The following is an 18,332-nucleotide window of genomic DNA, read 5'->3' as shown; positions in this document are numbered from 1 at the left end:
TATTATTTTTTTAGCTTTAAAGCTAAACCAAGCTCTTTAAGTTGCTCTTCATTAACATTTGATGGAGCATTCATCATTAAGTCTTGAGCATTTTGATTCATTGGGAACATTGTAACTTCTCTAATATTTTTTTCATTAGCTAATAGCATTACAATTCTATCGATACCAGGCGCTATACCGCCATGAGGTGGAGCCCCATAACTTAAAGCATTGATCATTCCACTAAATTTTTCATCAACTTGTTCTTTTTGATATCCAGCAATCGAAAATAACTTATACATCAACTCAGGTACGTGATTTCTAATTGCACCAGAAGATAGTTCTATCCCATTACAAACAATATCGTATTGGTAGGCTTTAATATTAAGTGGATTATCAAGATCAATATCTTTTAAGTCACCTTGAGGCATTGAAAATGGATTGTGACTAAATTCAATTTTATTAGTTACTTCATTTTTTTCAAACATTGGATAATCAACAATCCAACAAAACGCAAAAGTATTATCATCAATTAATTCTAAATCCTTAGCAATTTTATCTCTTGCTAGAGAGGTTATTTTTTCAACTTCATTTATTTTTCCACAAGCAAAGAATATACTATCCCCTATTTCGGCTCCAGTGATTTTCATAATTTCTTCTAAGGCTTCTTTAGAGAAAAATTTTCCTACTGGTCCTTTTGCTGAAAGATTTTCTTCTTTTTCAATTGTAAAATAAGCAAGACCTGATGCGCCTTGTTCTTTGGCCCACTTGTCAATATTATCAAAAAAACTTCTAGGTTTATCTTTTGTATTTTTTGTAACTATACATCTTACTTTAGAGCCAGATTTTACAAGCTTTTTAAATATCTCAAACGTAACATCATCACGGGTAAAAATGTTTGATAAATCAGAAATTATTAATGGGTTTCTTAAATCTGGCTTATCTGATCCATATTTAAGCATAGATTCTTCATAAGGTATTCTTGGAAATTTTTCATACATTAATTTTTTTGAAGAAAAATTTTTAAAAACATTGACTATTAGCTTTTCAACAACTTGAAAAACATCCTCTTGTTCAACAAAAGACATTTCTAAATCAAGTTGATAAAATTCACCTGGACTTCTATCTGCCCTTGCGTCTTCATCTCTAAAGCATGGTGCTATTTGAAAATATTTATCAAAACCAGAAACCATTATAAGTTGTTTAAATTGTTGTGGTGCCTGTGGTAGTGCATAAAATTTTCCCGGATTTAGTCTACTTGGTACTAAAAAATCTCTTGCACCCTCAGGGCTGGAAGATGTTAATATTGGTGTTTGAAACTCCAAGAAACCAAGTTTAGACATCTCACTTCTAATAAAAGAAATAACTTTTGACCTTAAGATAATATTATCATGAATCTTTTTTCTTCTTAAATCTAAGAACCTGTACTTAAGTCTAATTTCTTCAGCATATTCTTGATCGCTAAAAACTGGCATTGGTAACTCTTTGCAAGTACCAAGTACTTCAAATGAATCAATATTAACTTCTATTTCTCCAGTTTGAAGATCAGTGTTAATGGTCTCTTTTGCTCTCTCAACAACCTTACCCTCTATTTTAATTACGCTTTCTAATTGAATTTTTTCTAATAATTTAAAATTTTCGTTACTCTTATCTATAATGCACTGAGTCATCCCATAATTGTCTCTTAAATCTATGAATAATAAATTTCCATGATCTCTTTTTTTGTTTATCCAGCCTGACAAAACAACATCTTTACCACTGTTGTCTTTCGTTAACTCACTACATGTATGTGTTCTATATTTATTCACTTATTCCTCAAGAGCTTCATTAATAATTTTAAAGTCGATTGATTTCTTTTTTTTTAAACTAATCTTGTCAATTTTATATATGAATTCAAATATTTTGCCATACGATCTCTCAATTCTTTTAATAATAAAGTCAATCAGCTTTTTATCTAAAGTAATTTGTCTATCTGATAAATTTTTTAATATCAGTGCAAACATTAACTCATCATCAGGGTTTTGAATATTTGCATAAAGACAGTTCTTAGTTCTAGATCGAAGATCTTCCAGTTGAAAATTGATCTCAGATATTGGTTTCGTTGATGTGATTATCAAAAACTTGTTATCTTGATCTATTATATTAAAGAGTGAATAAATCAGCTTCTCATTTATATTTAAATTTAAATCTTCTAAAACTATGTTTTGGTAAGGTTTAATAGATTTAAGGTTTTCATCATTTAATGAATTAACATCAATCCTAATACCGTTAAACTTTTTCAAAAAAATATTTACTAAATGGGTTTTTCCTGAAAATTTCTCTCCATTAATGTTTAAAAAATTTTTTTCCCATTTGGGCCATTTGTTAATCACTTCAAAAGCATAAAAATTACTCTTTCCAACATAAAAATCATCATCTTTGAAATTTTGATCATAATCAAAATCTAACAATAATTGATTTAAACTTTTCATTTTATCATCCAAATATTATTTTTCATTTCTAGTTCAAAATTTTTTTCTCTCATATCATTTAAAAATATATTAGGTGTACCATTATAAATTATTTTATACTGAATACTTTTACTATTAAAACTCAAGATATTAACACTAGATATTAAATCTATACTATTTAGAGCTTGTTCAAGCTTTATAATTTTTTTATTTTTTTTTGAATCAATTGATATTGTAATAGGAAGTTTTATTGATGTATTAATTTCATTATTTTTTTTCCATTGATCTTCATAAAGTTGTTTTAAACTTTTAACAATATTAGAAAAGTCATCCTCATTTACAATATCTATTTTGGAATAGCTCTTGTTGCGAATTTTCAAAGTATTGTTTAAATTAATTTTTGAAAGTGTTCTTATACTGTTGTCTGCTTTGTATATTATTAAAATTATACTATCCTTAATATCATATTTATTAATCAAATTTGAAAAATCATAAGTTTCAATATCTTTGGATGTTTTTTGTAATTCTATCAAGTCTTCAATATCTTCGCTTGGTAATAAATAATCTAATAAATCATAAGAATTATTTTGTTCATTCCATCTATCGTAAAAAATATTATTATTAAAAAGATAAATACTATTATCCTTAGTTTCTATAATGATAGGAAGTAGTAAGACCTTGTTTTTTTGTGGTATTGATGGAAAAATATTTTCATTTTCTAGAAATTTTAGAATTTTTTTTTTATTAAATGTTGTTTCTAAATTTGCAAAATATTCATTATTTATAAATTTTTCATCACTAATAGTAAAAGAATCGATCATACCCTTAAGTTCTTTGACTGGAACATTTCTAATCTTTTTTCTATCACCAGAGGTTGTAATCATTGAAAGTAAATCAGAAAAAGAAGTTTGAAATCCTTTGTCAATTACACTATTTTTTTCAAAATTTAGTTCAAATGGAGAAGATATTTTCACATCAGATACCCTAAATGCATTTGCATTAGAATAAGTTGTGGAAAAAAATATTATTAATAGAGAGAATAAAATAAAATAAATATATACATTCAGTAATTTATAAAATTTATTAATTATTTGCATATATTATACTAATGAAAAAAGAAAAATTTACCTATGAAAAAAGTGGTGTAAACATAAATGCTGCTGACAATTTTGTTAAATTTATATCCTCAATATCATCAAATAATAAAGGCAAAAAAAAGTTTAATAATATTGGTGGCTTTGGCTCAATAACTAATATCCCAAAAAATCTTATGAATCCTAAAATTGTAGCTTGCACTGATGGTGTAGGTACAAAGGTAGAGATAGCCAATTTACTTAATAAATATGACACAATTGGGATTGATTTAGTTGCTATGAGTGTAAACGATCTAATTGTTCAAGGAGCAAGACCACTTTTATTTTTAGATTATATTTCCATTAATAAAATTGATTTGAATAAATTAAAATCGATTCTCAAAGGAATAGTGAGAGGTTGTAAAATCTCTAACTGCGAATTAGTTGGTGGGGAAACAGCAGAAATGCCTGGCACTTATGAAAAAGGTAAATTTGATATAGCAGGTTTTGCAGTAGGTTTAGTGGATGAAAAAAAAATCTTAATAAAAAAAAATATAAAAAAAGATAATTTAGTGTTAGCCATACCATCAAGTGGTATTCACTCAAATGGTTATTCTTTAGTTAGACATGTTCTTAAAAATAAAAAAATTAATTTAAAAAATAACTTATTTCTAAAAAAAGAATTACTAAGACCTACAAAAATTTATGTACAAGAAGTTTTAAATTTAATTGATAATAATCTTTTAAATGGATGTGCAAATATTACTGGTGGTGGATTAGCAGATAATATTAAGAGAGTTATTCCAGATGGATTAGTTGCACATTTAGATTTAAGTAAAGTTAAAACAAAAAAAATTTTTAAATGGTTAAAGCAAAATAATATTGATGACAAAGAAATGTTGAAAACATTTAATTGTGGAGTTGGTTTTTGTTTAATAGTTAACCCTAAAAACTTAAATAAAATTTCTAAATTTTTTACAAAAGAATTTAAACCCTATGTTATTGGAAAAATAACTGCAGGAAAAAATAAGGTTAAGCTTGATGGTAAAATTGACTGGTTTTAAAAAGGTTAAAACAGCAGTTTTTATATCTGGAACTGGAAGTAATTTAAAAAATTTAATAAGATTTTCTAAAATAAAAAATTCACCTATATCTATAGATTTAATTTTTTCTAATACTATTAAAGCAAAAGGTTTAAGATTTTCGGATCAATTTAATATCAAACAATATGTATCAAGCTTTAAAGACTCTAAAGTATCTGAGGCAAAAATATTGAATTTACTAAATAAGGAAAATATAAAATTAATTTGTCTTGCTGGTTTTATGAAGATTTTATCTAAAAATTTTATTAAAGATTTTAGTGGAAAAATAGTAAATATACATCCCTCTTTACTACCAAAGTACAAAGGGCTTGATACTCACATTAAAGCTATACAAAATAAAGATGAGGTAGCTGGTTGTACCGTTCATTTTGTGACGGCAAAACTTGATTCTGGAAAAATAATTCTACAAAAAGAAGTTAAAATTTCAGAAAAAGATACCCCTACCTCTTTAGCTAAAAAAGTTTTAAGACAAGAGCATAGACTCTACCCAGCAGCTATAAAAAAAATATTTAATTAATCTTTAAAGAAAAAATCGATCTCAATTTTAGCGTTTTCAACGCTATCAGAACCATGTACAGAATTTTTATCAATAGAAATTCCATATTTTTTTCTTATAGTTCCTTCTGCAGCATCTTCTGGTTTGGTCGCACCCATTAATTCTCTGTTCCCTAAAACTGCATTTTCTTTCTCCAATACCATCACAACTATCGGTCCTGACGATAAATAAGCGCATAAATCATTATAAAAAGGTTTTGTTTCATGAACTTTATAAAACTGTTCTGCTTCAGCTTTTGCTATCTGAATTTTTTTATCTTTAACAATTTTGAAACCTTTATTTATAAACATTTCTTTAATTTCATTATCTAAATTTCTTTCAACCGCATCAGGCTTAATAATTGATAGTGTTTGCTCTGTATTACTCATAATTATCCTCTATTAGTTGGTTTAATAATCTTACTCCATAACTAGTTGCTCCACCTGAATTTAAAGCACCACCATATTTTGAAAATGCCATACCAGCTATATCTAGGTGGGCCAAGGTGTTTTATCTAAAATAAATCTTTGTAAGAACTGTGCTGCTGTTGTGGATCCTGCACCACCTACATAATTAATATTTTGCATATCTGCATTTTTTGAATCTATAAGTTTATCAAAGTTTTTATGCAAGGGCATTCTCCATAATTTTTCTTCCACTTTGTCACCTGCTTCTAATAATTGTTTTGACAATTTTTCATCGTTTGAAAATAGGCCAGCGTATTCAGAACCTAATGAAACTATAATAGCACCAGTTAAAGTTGCTAAGTCAACCATAAATTTAGGTTTAAATTTTTTTTCAGTAAAAGTTAAAGCATCAGCTAAAACTAATCTACCTTCAGCATCTGTATTTAATATTTCTATTGTTTTACCACTGTACGATTTAACAATATCACCAGGTCTTTGAGCATTTCCACTCACCATATTCTCAACAATCCCCACAACACCTACTGCATTAATTTTTGCTTTTCTTAATGCTAAATTTTTCATTAATCCCACCACAGTAGCAGAACCAGCCATATCATAAGTCATATCTTCCATAAACTTTGCTGGTTTTAACGAGTAACCACCAGTGTCAAAACAAACTCCTTTTCCAACAAAAGCTAAAGGATTAGAATTATTTTTTGCTCCATTCCATTCCATTGTTACAAGGTATGATCCTCGAACACTTCCTTGTCCTACACCTAGTAAAGCGTTCATTCCAAGTTTTTTTAATTTTTTTTCATCATATATATTTATTTTTAATCCAAATTTTTTAAGTGTATTTATTCTTTTTGCATATTCATCTGGGTGTAAGATATTACCTGGCTCCGACACAAGGTCTCTTGCAAAAAAACTTCCTTCCTCTAGGGCTTTAAATCTTAAATGATCTTGAGCAGATATTTTATTCTTATTTCCTATAACATTTATAGAAACAATTTTTTTATTTTTTTTCGATTTATAAATATTAAATTCATATGATTTTAATTTTAGTCCGTGTAGAAAATAACCTACAAAATTTTTTACTTTATTATTAATTGTATCTGAATTTATAAAATAATCATTTTTCTTATCATAATTAATATAACTGTGAAATTTAGCTCCCAAATTTTCTATATCTGATATTTCTATATCTTTCTTAATAGACACTAAAAATACTGTTTTTTTTGAATTAACTTCAAAAAAAAGTAAGTCTTTTTTTAAATCACTATTTTTTAGTAAGTCAGCTATGTAAGAAAATTCAGAATTTGAAATATATTTCTTAAGATCTCTAATATTGAAATTTTCATCAACAAATAAGACAAGATTAGTCAAATTTTTTTTTGAACCAGCATTTTTATAATTAATTTGAATAGTCATAAATTTTAAATACACTCTGTACGAGTTGAATGCTATATATGAGTAAAATTATCATATTTCAATGAAAAAAATCGTTTATAGAAAATTGTCTAAAGATTTTGTAAAATTTTTCTTATTAACTATATTTACTATCAGTGTAATAATTTGGATATTACAAGCAGTTAATTATTTAGACTTTGTTATTGAAGATGGACATGGTTTTTTTGTTTATTTCAAGTTTACCATTCTAAGTTTCCCAAAAATATTGGCTAGAATTTACCCTTTTGCAATTTTTTTAGCTTTTTCATACATATTATTAAAATATGAAGAAAAAAATGAACTAGTTATATTTTGGAATTTTGGAATAAAAAAAATCAATTTTGTTAACTATTTTGTAAAATTATCATTTTGGTTTGTGCTTTTAAGTTTATTCTTAAATGCTTTAATTGTTCCATATGCCCAAGATAAAGCTAGATCTTTTATACGTTCATCTGACCTAGATTTTTTTGAAAGCATATTAAAACCAAAAAAATTTATAGATATAGTAAAGAATTTAACAATTTATTTTGATGAAAGGGAAATAAATGGTGAGCTAAAAAATATATTTTTAAATGATAAAACTAGTTCAGATAACTCACAAACAATATTTGCAAAAAAAGGTGTGCTTGAAATCTATGGCAATAAGAAGGTACTTGTTTTATATGATGGTAAAACAATTAATTATATTAATGGAAAAATTTCTGAATTTAATTTTGCAAAAACTAATTTTAATGTTTCAAAATATGCCTCAACTAGTACTACATATCAAAAAACACAAGAAAATTCTACTACGGAACTTTTACAATGTGCAATGCTTTTAAAAAATTCAAAAATAACTTTGAATGAAAAAAAGATAAGAGAAATTAATAACTGTACATTCAAAAATTTAAAAAATATTTACAAAGAGCTATATTCAAGATTAATAAAACCATTATATATTTCTTTACTCATAGTTATCTCTCTTTTATTTATAATAAAATCAAAAAGTGATCATGCTTTTAAATCCAATAAATTAAAAATTTATTTCTTGGGATTTTTATCTATCATTTTTTTAGAATCTTCTTCAAAATTTATTTCTTCTAATTTATGGCAAAACTTATCTATTTCTATATTGCCATTTCTTTTTGTTTTTTTTATATATTTTTATTTTTTAATAATTTTCAAAATTAATAAAGCATGAAAACCTATATAAAATTTTTAATTAGTCTTTTTAATATTTCTTTTTTTAAAGTTTTTTTTACTTTTTTTATTATAATTTTGATAACTAATATTTTGGAACAAGTAGAGTTTTTCAAAGATATTAATCTTAATTTTTTTTATCTTGTTTTTTTATCATTCTTAAATACACCTACAATTATATTTGAAATACTCCCGTTTATTTTTTTAATATCGACACAGGTTTTTTTTATTTACCTTATAGATAAAAAAGAATTAGAAATATTTAAATATAGTGGGCTAAATAATTTCATGATAATTAAAATTATTAGTGTTTACACTTTTATTGCTGGTTTAATTTTTATTATTATTTTTTATAACGTTTCAGCTATTATGAAAAATTCATATTTATTAGTTAAAAATAAATATTCTGATGACAACAGGTATTTAGCAGTAATTACTGAAAATGGTTTATGGATCAAAGATGAAATAGAGGGCAATATTAATATAATTAATGCTAATAAAATGGACAATATTTACTTATTAGATGTGTCAATTACTCAATTTGATAAAAATTTTAAAATATTGAATATAATACGAAGCAAAAAAATTGATATCACTTCATTTCAGTGGAAAATATTTGAACCATTAACTTTGAAAAATAATCAAGAAACTAAGTTAAGTGAAATGACGTTAAAATCAAATTTTGATCTTAAAAAAATTAATAGTTTATTCTCAAACCTTTCATCTCTTACAATGGTGAATTTAATAGAGTTAAGAAAAGATTACAAATCACTAAATTATTCAGTGATTGATATTGACTCTCATTTGTATAAAATTATTACTTATCCAATATACTTAACTTTAATAACTGTTTTTTCAGCAATAATAATGTTTAATATTGGGTATAATAAAAATTCTCTCTTTAAGATCACGTTAGGAATTTTATTGTCAGTAGTTATTTATTATATAAATCATTTTTTAAATATTTTAGGAACTAATGAAAAAATTCCTTTAATTCTTTCAATTTTTATGCCTTTAATTATATTATCAATAATTAATTTCATCTCTATAATAAGACTTAATGAAAAGTAAATTTTTAATTATATTTTTTTTATTGATATTTGCTTCAAATTTTTTTTATTCAGCATCCTCTGATGAATTTAATTTTGATGTCACTGAATTGCAAATTACTGAAAAAGGTAACATAATAAAAGGAATTAATGGCGGTATAGTTACAACTCAAAATGATCAAATTGTAATTACAGCTGATAATTTTAGATATAATAAGTTAACCACACTTTTAGAGGCAGAAGGTAATGTGAGACTTGTTGATAAAATTGAAGATATCATAATTGAATCAAATGAAATTTTTTATTTAAAAAGTAAAGAGGAAATTTATACAAAAGGAATCAGCAAAGCTCTTAATGGTGCTAATATTCAAATAGATGCTGATAAATACTTTAAATATAATAAATTAACTACACTTCTAGAAGCTAAAGGAAATGTTAAATTAAATGACAGAAGTAAAGATATTATAATTTATACAAACGAAATTATTTATTTAAAAAACGAAGAAAAAATTTCTACATTTGGTAAAACCAATATTAATATTGAAGATAAATATAATATGCTGGGTTATGATTTAACTCTACTGAGGAATGAGATGCTTTTATCCTCTAACAAGAAAGCTAATATTACTGACAATGATTCAAATGTCTATAAACTTGATCAATTTGAGTACTTAATAGATCAAGAGATTCTTAAAGGAAAAAAAATAGAAGTTACAACAAAAAATAATAAAGAAAAAAGTGATAAATATTTTTTTGAAACAGGTTTTTTTAATCTTAAAGAAAATACATTTTTAGGAAAAGATATTAATGTTAAATTTCACAAAAAATTATTTAATGATATTCAAAATGACCCTAGGATTATCGCTGTTTCTGGGTACGGTAATGAATTTAAAAAAAATTTTGATAAGGGGGTTTTTACATCATGTAAAAAAACAGACAAGTGTCCGCCATGGGCAATGAAAGCTAGCAAAATTCAACATGATGCAGTTAAAAAACAAATAACTTATACAAATGCTTGGCTGGAGATATATGATTTTCCGGTTGCATATTTTCCTAAATTTTTTCATCCTGACCCAAGTGTTACAAGACAATCAGGTCTTTTAAGACCAGCGGTAGGAGATCATAATACCTTGGGTGACTCTATTTACTTACCTTATTTTTTTGTAATTTCTGATGATAGAGATATCACTATAAAGCCAAGACTATTTAATAATAATACATTTGTTCTTCAAAATGAATATCGGCAAATAACTAAAAATTCTTTAACTATAATAGACTCCAGTATTACAAGAGGTCATGATTCTACCAAAAATGACAAAAACGACACAAGGTCACATTTTTTTGCAAATTCTAAAATTGACCTAGATTTAAAAAAATTTATAAAAAGTAATTTGGAAATCAACATTGAAAAATCTTCAAATGATAATTATTTAAAGCTATTTGATTTTATTACATCACCTCTTTTATTTGACCAAAATAGAAGTAGCCTAGAGTCACTAATTAAATTAGATCTTGAGCATGAAAACTACGACTTAACTACATCATTTGAAGTATATGAAACTTTAAATGGCTCCTCTAATGCAGATAGATACCAGTATGTTTTACCTTCATATAATTTATCAAAAAATTTTACCTTAGAAAACTTAGGTGGAAGTTTTAATTTTAATTCTCTTGGAAATAACACTCTAAATAATACCAATGTTACTACATCAGCACTCACCAATAATTTAAACTATAAATCGCTAGATTCTTTTTTGGATAATGGAATTAAAAAAAATTTTGAAATTTTATTAAAAAATATAAATTCAATGGGTAAAAACAGTACTATTTATAAAAACAGTCCTCAATCTGAATTAATGAGCGCTTATAACTATAATCTTTCATTACCACTTGTAAAAAATAAAAAAAATAGCATTAATAGATTGATACCAAAAATATCTTTTAAATTAAGTCCACATGAAATGAAGGATAATGGAAGTAATAGCAGAAGAATCAATGTTGATAACGTTTTTTCCTCTGACAGGCTAAGCTTAGGAAATTCATTTGAAGCTGGTGAGTCGCTCACACTAGGTATAGATTTCATAAAGGAAAAAGTTAACATTAATGATGAGATTACTGAAATAACTAAATATTTTGATTTTAAACTTGCTACAGTTTTAAAACTTACAGAAGAAAAAAATATACCTATCACCAGTACTCTAAATAAAAAAACTTCCAATATATTTGGTCAAATAAACTTTGAACCTAATGAAAACATTTCACTAGGCTATGATTTTTCATTAACAAATGATTTAAACACTTTTGAGTATAACTCTTTAGATGCTAAATTTAATTATAACAATTTTTCTTCACGATTTGACTATATAGAGGAAAGAGGTGTTATTGGAAAAATTCATGTAATAGAAAACACGACAGAGTATAATTTTGATGAATTTAACTCGATATCATTTAGCACTAGGAGAAATCGAGAACTTAATTTGACAGAATACTACGATTTAATTTACGAGTATAAAAATGATTGCTTAATTGCAGACGTAAAATATAGAAAAGACTATTACAAAAGTGGAGATATTAAACCAAAAGAAGAGTTATTCTTTTCTATAACAATTATACCGTTCTATACTTACTCTCCAGATAAAATGATTTTAAACAAAGATAGAGTAGACTAGTGAAAAACTATTTATTAATATTTTTTTTATTTTTTATTTTTAATAAAGCTCATTCAATAGAAACAAAAATAATTCATAATATACAGAATGAAATTATAACAAATATTGATATTAAAAATGAGTTTAAGTACTTAGTTTCATTAAATAGCAATCTAAAAAAACTAAATAAGGAAAAAATATTAAGTATTTCAAATGAATCAGTAATTAGAGAAAGAATAAAAAAAATTGAAATCTTAAAAAATTATAAAGAAATAAAGATAACTGAAGAATATTCACTTAAATTAATTAACAATATATTTTCAAGATTAAATTTAAAATCCATAAGTGAATTCAAAATTTATTTAAAGGATTATGATTTAACATTAGAGGATGTTAAAAGAAGGATAACTATTGATGCCTTGTGGAATGAATTAATTTTTAAGAAATATTCACCTAAAGTGATAATCAATGAAGCCAAGATAAGAGAAAAAATTAATAAAAACAAAAATATTAACTCAAAAGAATACATGCTATCAGAAATTATTTTTGAAATAGGAAATAAAGAGCAGCTTAAAAAAAAATATAATGAAATAGTTCAAAGCATAACTCAAATAGGATTTGAAAATACTGCATCCATATATAGTTTTTCTAAAACTGCTAAAACAGGTGGGGATATCGGTTGGATAAGTGAAAACTCAATTAATAATAAAATTAAAAAAAACATTAATAATCTTAAAATCGGTGAACTTTCAAAACCTATAATTTTATCCAATGGTGTATTGCTGTTAAAAGTAACTGATATTAAAATTTCTAAAGTTAGTATTAATGTGGAGGCTGAGGTTAAAAGAGCTATAAACTACGAACGAGATAGACAATTAAATCAATATTCAAAAATTTATTACAATAAAATTAAAAAAAATCTAGAACTTAATGAATAAAAAGCCGATCATTATTGTTAGTGGAGAACCAAATAGTGTTTTTTTTGAAATTTTTTTTAAAAGTATTAAATCTAAGCACTACAAGAGTCCACTAATAATTATTGGTTCTAAAAAATTATTACAAAAACAAATGAAACAATTAGGTTTTAGTTTTGAAATTAATATTATAAATAAAAATTTTAATCAATTTAGTAAGTTAAATAATAAAAAAATTAATTTAATTAATATAGAATATAAATTCAATAATTGTTTTGAAAAAATATCTAATAAGTCTAACAACTATATAAAAAAATCTTTTGCTGTTGCTTTAAAAATTATCCAGCAAAATAAACTTTCTAAGTTTATTAATGGTCCCGTCTCTAAAAAATATTTTTTAAAAGGAAAAACTTTAGGTATTACAGAATACCTTGCAAAAAAAACAAGGAGTAATGAAGTTGCAATGCTAATATTTAATAAAAATTTATCCGTTAGCCCTCTTACAACACATCTAGCACTAAAGAATGTTCATAAAGAAATAACAAAACAAAAAATATACAAACAGATCAATCTAATTAATAGTTTTTATAAAAAAAAATTTAATAAACTTCCAAGAATTGCAATAACAGGCTTAAATCCACACTGTGAAAGTAATTTTAAAAATTCTGAAGAAGATAAAATAATAATTCCTGCTATTAAGAAATTAAGATTAAAAAATACCAAAATAAATGGTCCATTTCCTGCTGATACTATTTTTACAAAATCATTGATAAAAAAATATGATGTAATTATTGGTATGTATCATGATCAGGTGCTTTCCCCCATGAAGGCATTATATAATTTTGATGCAATTAATATTACTTTGGGTTTACCGTTTACTCGTATTTCCCCCGATCATGGTCCAAATTATTCCATGTTAGGTAAGAATTTATCTGATCCAAAAAGTTTAATTCAAGCCTTAAAGTTTTTAGATAAATAAGTGTATATAAAAACAAAAAAAAGTCTTGGACAAAACTTCTTGATAGATAGAGAGGTGCTTGAAAAAATTGTATCTATAACGGATATAACCAACAAAGAAGTCTTAGAAATAGGACCGGGTAGTGGAAATTTAACAACATATATCCTAAAACAGAAACCAAAGAAACTTTATGTTGTGGAAAAAGATGATGATTTAGCCATATTACTTAAAGAAAAGTTTGATACTGAAATAGAAATTATTAATGATGATATCTTAAAAATATCTGAAGATAAAATCTCAGATCAAAAATTATCTGTCTTTGGTAATTTACCATACAACATATCTACCGAGATTTTGTCTAAGTGGATTCTCAATATTGGTTCAAATTTTTGGTTTGAAAATTTAGTATTAATGTTTCAGAAAGAAGTTGCCAATAGAATTATATCAGAATTTAATAGCTCTACGTACGGCAGACTATCAATTTTATCTAGCTGGAAATTGAATGTAAAAAAAATAATAGATATCAAGCCACAAAGTTTTTCACCAAGACCTAAAATAGATAGTTCTTTACTTTTATTTACTCCGAAGAAAAATTTTTTTGAGTTAAAGGATCCAAAAAATCTTGAAAAGATTACTAGAATATTTTTCAGCCAAAGAAGAAAAATGTTAAAAAAACCCTTCAATCAAGTTTTTGCCAATGGAAAACAGGTTGCAGAAAAATTTGGAATTGATCTTAATCTTAGACCTCAAAATCTTGAACCTGAAACATATTTCAAACTTATAAAAGAATATGAAGACTTAAGAGGTTAGTTTTTCAACATGTTTTCTGATAAAATCTTTATCATAGTCTTTTGAACCATTATTAATTTCAGCATCAATTAAACTGCTAATTTTTGAATAACATTCTTCTAGATTATCGTTTATAATTACGTAATCATAATTAATCCAATGTAAAACATCTCTACTAAATTCTTTCATTCGCTCGTCTACTATTAGTTTATCCTTCATGTCTCTATTTGATAGTCTTTCAAATAATATTTTTTTGCTAGGAGGTAAAATAAAAAAAGTAATTAATTTATAGTTTAATTTTTTATTCTTAATTTGATCAGCTCCTTGCCAATCAATATCAAATATTACATTTTCACTTTTTTCTAATTTTTCAATTACTGGCGTTCTGGTTGTTCCATAAAGATGATTAAATACTTTTGCATATTCTAAGAACTCTTCATTTTTTATTAAATTTTCAAATTTATCATGATTGACAAAGTAGTAATCTTTGTCTGTAATTTCGTTAAGTCTAGGTTTTCTTGTGGTATGAGAAACTGAAATATGAAAATTTTTGTTTTTAGAGAGAAGTTTTACTAGCGTTGTTTTACCTGCCCCAGATGGGGATGATAAAATTACCATTATCCCATCTTTTTTTATGGACATTTAATTTCTAGTTTGCTTTGCCCGCTATAAAGTTAACAGCGTCACCTACAGTAAGAATTTTTTCAGCTTCACTATCCGAGATTTCTGAACCAAATTCTTCTTCAAAAGCCATTACTAACTCAACTGTATCTAAACTGTCTGCTCCAAGATCGTCTATAAAGCTCGAATCATCTAATACTTTTGCTTCATCAATACCTAAATGATCTGCTACAATTTTTTTAACTTTGTTTGAAATATCTTCTGACATAATGTTCCTTTTTGTTATATTTGGTTAATAGTTCAAAAAGTAATTTTGTCAACCCAAATACAGGCCACCATTAACATGCAATGTCTCTCCATTGATATAATCTGACTGATCTGAACTAAAAAAATTAACTGCATTAGCTATATCCTCGGGTTTACCTAGTTTTTTAGATGGAATTTTAGCAATTATTGTTTCTTTAAATTTTTCATCTATTTTGTCTGTCATAGCAGTACTAATAAAGCCAGGGGATATGCAGTTAACATTAATATTTTTTTTCGCATATTCGATAGCTAAGCTTTTTGACATTGCGACTATACCAGCTTTGGATGCTGTATAATTTGCTTGTCCAACATTACCAGTATGTCCAACTACTGAAGTTATATTGACAATTTTTCCAGATTTATTTTTAAGCATTTTTTTTATTGAATATTTGCACATTAAAAATGTAGAAGTTAAATTAATATTTATCACTTTTGACCACTCTTCTAAGCTCATTCTAATAGTTAAGTTGTCTTTAGTAATACCCGCATTATTAACAATGCAATCTAATGACCCACCTAATTCCTTTGTTGCATTTTCTATAAATTCTTCAATTTTGTCATGTTGAGAAATATCAAATTTAAGAATTTTTACATTATTAAATTTTTCTTTTAACTCTTCTAGCTTTTCCATTCTTGTGCCAGTAGCTAAAATATTCGCACCATTTTGGTTTAATCTCTCAACTATAGAATTACCAATTCCACCTGAGGCACCTGTAATTATAATATTTTTATTTTTTAAACTACTCATTGATATTAATTAACTTTATATCTTCTTCAGAATTTATTGCACTAACTTTAACATTTCTGTCAATTCTCTTAATTAATCCTGATAAAACTTTACCAGGTCCTATTTCTATAAATTCTGTAACACCCTTCTCAATCATAAATAAAACACTTTCACGCCAACGAACACTACTTTCAATCTGCCTAACTAATAATTCTTTTAATTCGTTTGAATTAGATATTTCTTTTCCTGTTACATTTGAAATAAGAATATTTTTAGGTTCATTAAAATTTAATTTTGCTACTTCTTCCTTCATTACAAGTGTCGCATTATTCATTAATTTACAATGAAACGGAGCACTAACTGGTAATTTAATATTTTTAATATTTGATGCCTTCAAATCAACCATGATTTTTTCTAGGTCTTCAATTTTTCCACTTAATACTATTTGACCTACAGAATTATCATTTGCAATAAAGCATTCGTATTTATCTTTATTTTCATCAATAATTTTTTCTATTACTTCGATTTCTGAGCCTAAAACTGCAACCATACCACCAACTCCTTTTGGAACAGAATTTTGCATTGCATCGCCTCTAATCTTTAGTATTTTTAAAGTATCTGAAAATGATAATGACTTAGCAGCAGTTAATGCTGAGTATTCTCCTAAAGAATGTCCAGCAAAAAATTTTGCTTTATCTAAATCGATTTTAAACTCTTCTTTAATTAACTTGAATATTGAATAGCTGAGTAAAAATATAGCTGGCTGAGTATTTTCAGTTAGGTCCAATTCTTCTTTAGGTCCATTTAAGATAAGGCTTGATATTGAAAAACGAAGTGTATCATCAGCTTCCTTGAATAGATCTTGAACTAAGCTATATTTGGCATGCAGGTCTTTACCCATTCCTACTAATTGTGAGCCTTGACCTGGAAAAATAACAGAAAACATTTAAATATCTAAAGTTTATTATGGTTTTAAGTGTTGTAATTCAATAATTATAATAGTATATCCTCACTTTTTATTAAAGAACAATTATGAATTTATACGAACACACAATAGTTGCTAGACAAGATACTAGCCCAGCTCAAGTTAAGCAATTAACAGAAAAGTATTCTAAAATAGTAGAAAAAAATGAAGGAGAAATAGTACAAACTGAAGATTGGGGTTTGTTAAATTTAGCTTACATTATTAAAAAGAATAAAAAAGGCATCTATATGCACTTTAAAATTAAAGGATCTGGAAAAATTATTGATGAATTAGAAAAAAATGAAGCAATTGATAAAAACCTACTAAGATATATGACAGTTAAGGTTAAAAAATTTAATTTAGAAGCTAAATACTTTTCAAAAAAAGATGAGTACGAAAAAAAAGAATATAAAAGAGAATATAATAGAGACTAATTATGCCATCAAAAAAAAGAACAGGAAATAAAAAAAAAGGTAGTCAAAGTAACTTTGCAAAACTAAGTATTTTTCAACCTAATAAATACAAGTTTAAAAAAACTTGCCCATTATCTGCTAAAGGTGCTCCAGAAGTTGATTATAAGAATATCAGATTGTTAAAAAAATATATGTCTGAAAACGGTAAAATTTTACCATCAAGAATTACAAATGTTTCACAAAAAAAACAAAGAGAGCTTTCTCTATCTATTAAGAGAGCTAGAAATTTAGCGTTAATTTAATGAAAGTTATACTTTTAGAAAATTTAAGAAGAATTGGATCTATTGGAGAAATTATAGATGTTAAAAGAGGCTTTGCTAGAAACTTCTTAATATCAAATAAAAAAGCTCTTTACGCTTCAAAAGAAAATATTGCAGAAGTTGAAAAGATTAAATCTGAGCTAAGTAAAAAAGATACTGAAAAGAAAAAAGAAGCTCAAAAAATTTCTGAACAAATTAATAATAAAGAATACGAAATTAAAAAATTAAGTACTGAGAATAAAGAACTTTATGGATCAGTTAAACCAACTGAAATTTCAAAACTAATATTAGAAAATGACAAGCTAGATATTAAACCTTCAATGATACAGCCAATAACTGAAATTAAATCAATTGGTAAATTTAAGGTAAAAATTATTCTACACTCTGAAGTAGATTCTGAAATTACTATTAATGTAGTTACAGCTGATACTATTCAGTAATTATACAA

General features: G+C 25.5%; 19 protein-coding genes and 1 pseudogene. 11 read left to right on the top strand and 9 right to left on the bottom strand.

Features of this window, described 5'->3' with window-relative positions; translation table 11 throughout:
• Positions 1-2 precede the first annotated feature (2 nt).
• The 3 genes from aspS to ABXT53_RS01635 are packed head-to-tail and all read right to left on the bottom strand — an operon-like array spanning position 3 to position 3,403.
• Positions 3-1,787 carry an aspartate--tRNA ligase gene (gene aspS / locus ABXT53_RS01645; protein ID WP_415290933.1) on the bottom strand — a complete coding sequence of 595 codons (1,785 nt, stop codon included), beginning with the start codon at positions 1,785-1,787 and terminating at the stop codon, positions 3-5.
• Positions 1,788-2,450, bottom strand: a complete 663-nt coding sequence (locus ABXT53_RS01640; RefSeq protein ID WP_415290932.1) for a DNA replication protein — start codon at positions 2,448-2,450, stop codon at positions 1,788-1,790.
• Positions 2,447-3,403 carry a hypothetical protein gene (locus tag ABXT53_RS01635; RefSeq protein ID WP_415290931.1) on the bottom strand — a complete coding sequence of 319 codons (957 nt, stop codon included), beginning with the start codon at positions 3,401-3,403 and terminating at the stop codon, positions 2,447-2,449. Before ABXT53_RS01635 ends, ABXT53_RS01640 begins: the two co-directional genes overlap by 4 nt.
• A 134-nt stretch (positions 3,404-3,537) precedes the next feature.
• Here ABXT53_RS01635 and purM point away from each other — a divergent pair, with 134 nt between their 5' ends.
• Together purM and purN are read left to right on the top strand one after the other, a co-directional pair.
• On the top strand, positions 3,538-4,566 hold the full coding sequence (gene purM, locus ABXT53_RS01630; protein ID WP_415290930.1) for a phosphoribosylformylglycinamidine cyclo-ligase: 1,029 nt from the start codon (positions 3,538-3,540) through the stop codon (positions 4,564-4,566).
• Complete coding sequence (gene purN, locus ABXT53_RS01625; RefSeq protein ID WP_415290929.1) at positions 4,544-5,122, top strand: phosphoribosylglycinamide formyltransferase; 579 nt, start codon at positions 4,544-4,546, stop codon at positions 5,120-5,122. The genes purM and purN overlap by 23 nt, the downstream gene beginning before the upstream one ends.
• Here purN and ndk read toward each other — a convergent pair.
• Positions 5,119-5,529, bottom strand: coding sequence for a nucleoside-diphosphate kinase (ndk, locus tag ABXT53_RS01620; protein ID WP_415290928.1), 411 nt, complete (start codon positions 5,527-5,529; stop codon positions 5,119-5,121). The two genes, purN and ndk, sit on opposite strands and share 4 nt — an antisense overlap.
• Positions 5,522-6,978 (bottom strand): annotated as a pseudogene (locus tag ABXT53_RS01615) (leucyl aminopeptidase). The gene ndk and the pseudogene ABXT53_RS01615 overlap by 8 nt, the downstream one beginning before the upstream one ends.
• A 61-nt stretch (positions 6,979-7,039) precedes the next feature.
• Here ABXT53_RS01615 and ABXT53_RS01610 point away from each other — a divergent pair.
• The 6 genes from ABXT53_RS01610 to rsmA are packed head-to-tail and all read left to right on the top strand — an operon-like array spanning position 7,040 to position 14,554.
• Positions 7,040-8,176, top strand: a complete 1,137-nt coding sequence (locus tag ABXT53_RS01610; protein ID WP_415290927.1) for an LptF/LptG family permease — start codon at positions 7,040-7,042, stop codon at positions 8,174-8,176.
• On the top strand, positions 8,173-9,246 hold the full coding sequence (locus ABXT53_RS01605; protein ID WP_415290926.1) for an LptF/LptG family permease: 1,074 nt from the start codon (positions 8,173-8,175) through the stop codon (positions 9,244-9,246). The genes ABXT53_RS01610 and ABXT53_RS01605 overlap by 4 nt, the downstream gene beginning before the upstream one ends.
• Positions 9,236-11,893 (top strand): organic solvent tolerance protein, encoded by a 2,658-nt coding sequence (locus tag ABXT53_RS01600; protein WP_415290925.1) that lies wholly within the window; start codon positions 9,236-9,238, stop codon positions 11,891-11,893. The genes ABXT53_RS01605 and ABXT53_RS01600 overlap by 11 nt, the downstream gene beginning before the upstream one ends.
• A complete protein-coding gene (locus ABXT53_RS01595; RefSeq protein ID WP_415290924.1) occupies positions 11,893-12,810 on the top strand; it encodes a peptidylprolyl isomerase in 918 nt (305 codons plus the stop codon). Before ABXT53_RS01600 ends, ABXT53_RS01595 begins: the two co-directional genes overlap by 1 nt.
• Entirely contained in the window at positions 12,803-13,765 is a 963-nt protein-coding gene (gene pdxA / locus ABXT53_RS01590; protein WP_415290923.1) for a 4-hydroxythreonine-4-phosphate dehydrogenase PdxA, read from the top strand. The genes ABXT53_RS01595 and pdxA overlap by 8 nt, the downstream gene beginning before the upstream one ends.
• Positions 13,766-14,554, top strand: coding sequence for a 16S rRNA (adenine(1518)-N(6)/adenine(1519)-N(6))-dimethyltransferase RsmA (rsmA, locus tag ABXT53_RS01585; RefSeq protein WP_415290922.1), 789 nt, complete (start codon positions 13,766-13,768; stop codon positions 14,552-14,554). It begins immediately after the preceding gene.
• On the opposite strand, the gene gmk is transcribed toward rsmA, so the two are convergent.
• Genes gmk through fabD form a run of 4 tightly spaced genes read right to left on the bottom strand, consistent with a single transcriptional unit; the run spans position 14,543 to position 17,133 of the window.
• Positions 14,543-15,175: a guanylate kinase gene (gene gmk, locus ABXT53_RS01580; protein WP_415290921.1), complete on the bottom strand. Its 633-nt coding sequence runs from the start codon at positions 15,173-15,175 to the stop codon at positions 14,543-14,545. The genes rsmA and gmk overlap by 12 nt on opposite strands.
• 7 nt (positions 15,176-15,182) lie before the next feature.
• Entirely contained in the window at positions 15,183-15,422 is a 240-nt protein-coding gene (locus ABXT53_RS01575; protein ID WP_415290920.1) for an acyl carrier protein, read from the bottom strand.
• 48 nt (positions 15,423-15,470) lie between these two features.
• The gene (fabG, locus tag ABXT53_RS01570) at positions 15,471-16,208 is read right to left on the bottom strand and encodes a 3-oxoacyl-[acyl-carrier-protein] reductase (protein WP_415290919.1); all 738 of its coding nucleotides are present in this window, start codon (positions 16,206-16,208) and stop codon (positions 15,471-15,473) included.
• Positions 16,201-17,133: an ACP S-malonyltransferase gene (fabD, locus tag ABXT53_RS01565; protein ID WP_415290918.1), complete on the bottom strand. Its 933-nt coding sequence runs from the start codon at positions 17,131-17,133 to the stop codon at positions 16,201-16,203. Before fabD ends, fabG begins: the two co-directional genes overlap by 8 nt.
• A gap of 86 nt (positions 17,134-17,219) precedes the next feature.
• Between fabD and rpsF the strand changes: the two genes are divergently transcribed.
• Genes rpsF through rplI form a run of 3 tightly spaced genes read left to right on the top strand, consistent with a single transcriptional unit; the run spans position 17,220 to position 18,324 of the window.
• A complete protein-coding gene (rpsF, locus tag ABXT53_RS01560; RefSeq protein ID WP_415290917.1) occupies positions 17,220-17,585 on the top strand; it encodes a 30S ribosomal protein S6 in 366 nt (121 codons plus the stop codon).
• Between the two features lie 2 nt (positions 17,586-17,587).
• On the top strand, positions 17,588-17,866 hold the full coding sequence (gene rpsR, locus ABXT53_RS01555) for a 30S ribosomal protein S18 (RefSeq protein ID WP_415290916.1): 279 nt from the start codon (positions 17,588-17,590) through the stop codon (positions 17,864-17,866).
• The gene (gene rplI, locus ABXT53_RS01550) at positions 17,866-18,324 is read left to right on the top strand and encodes a 50S ribosomal protein L9 (protein WP_006997210.1); all 459 of its coding nucleotides are present in this window, start codon (positions 17,866-17,868) and stop codon (positions 18,322-18,324) included. Before rpsR ends, rplI begins: the two co-directional genes overlap by 1 nt.
• Positions 18,325-18,332: the final 8 nt, after the last annotated feature.

It is taken from the genome of Candidatus Pelagibacter sp. Uisw_136, from assembly GCF_047720275.1.
Classification (GTDB): Bacteria; Pseudomonadota; Alphaproteobacteria; order Pelagibacterales; family Pelagibacteraceae; genus Pelagibacter.
This window is presented reverse-complemented; position numbering and strand designations above follow the sequence as displayed.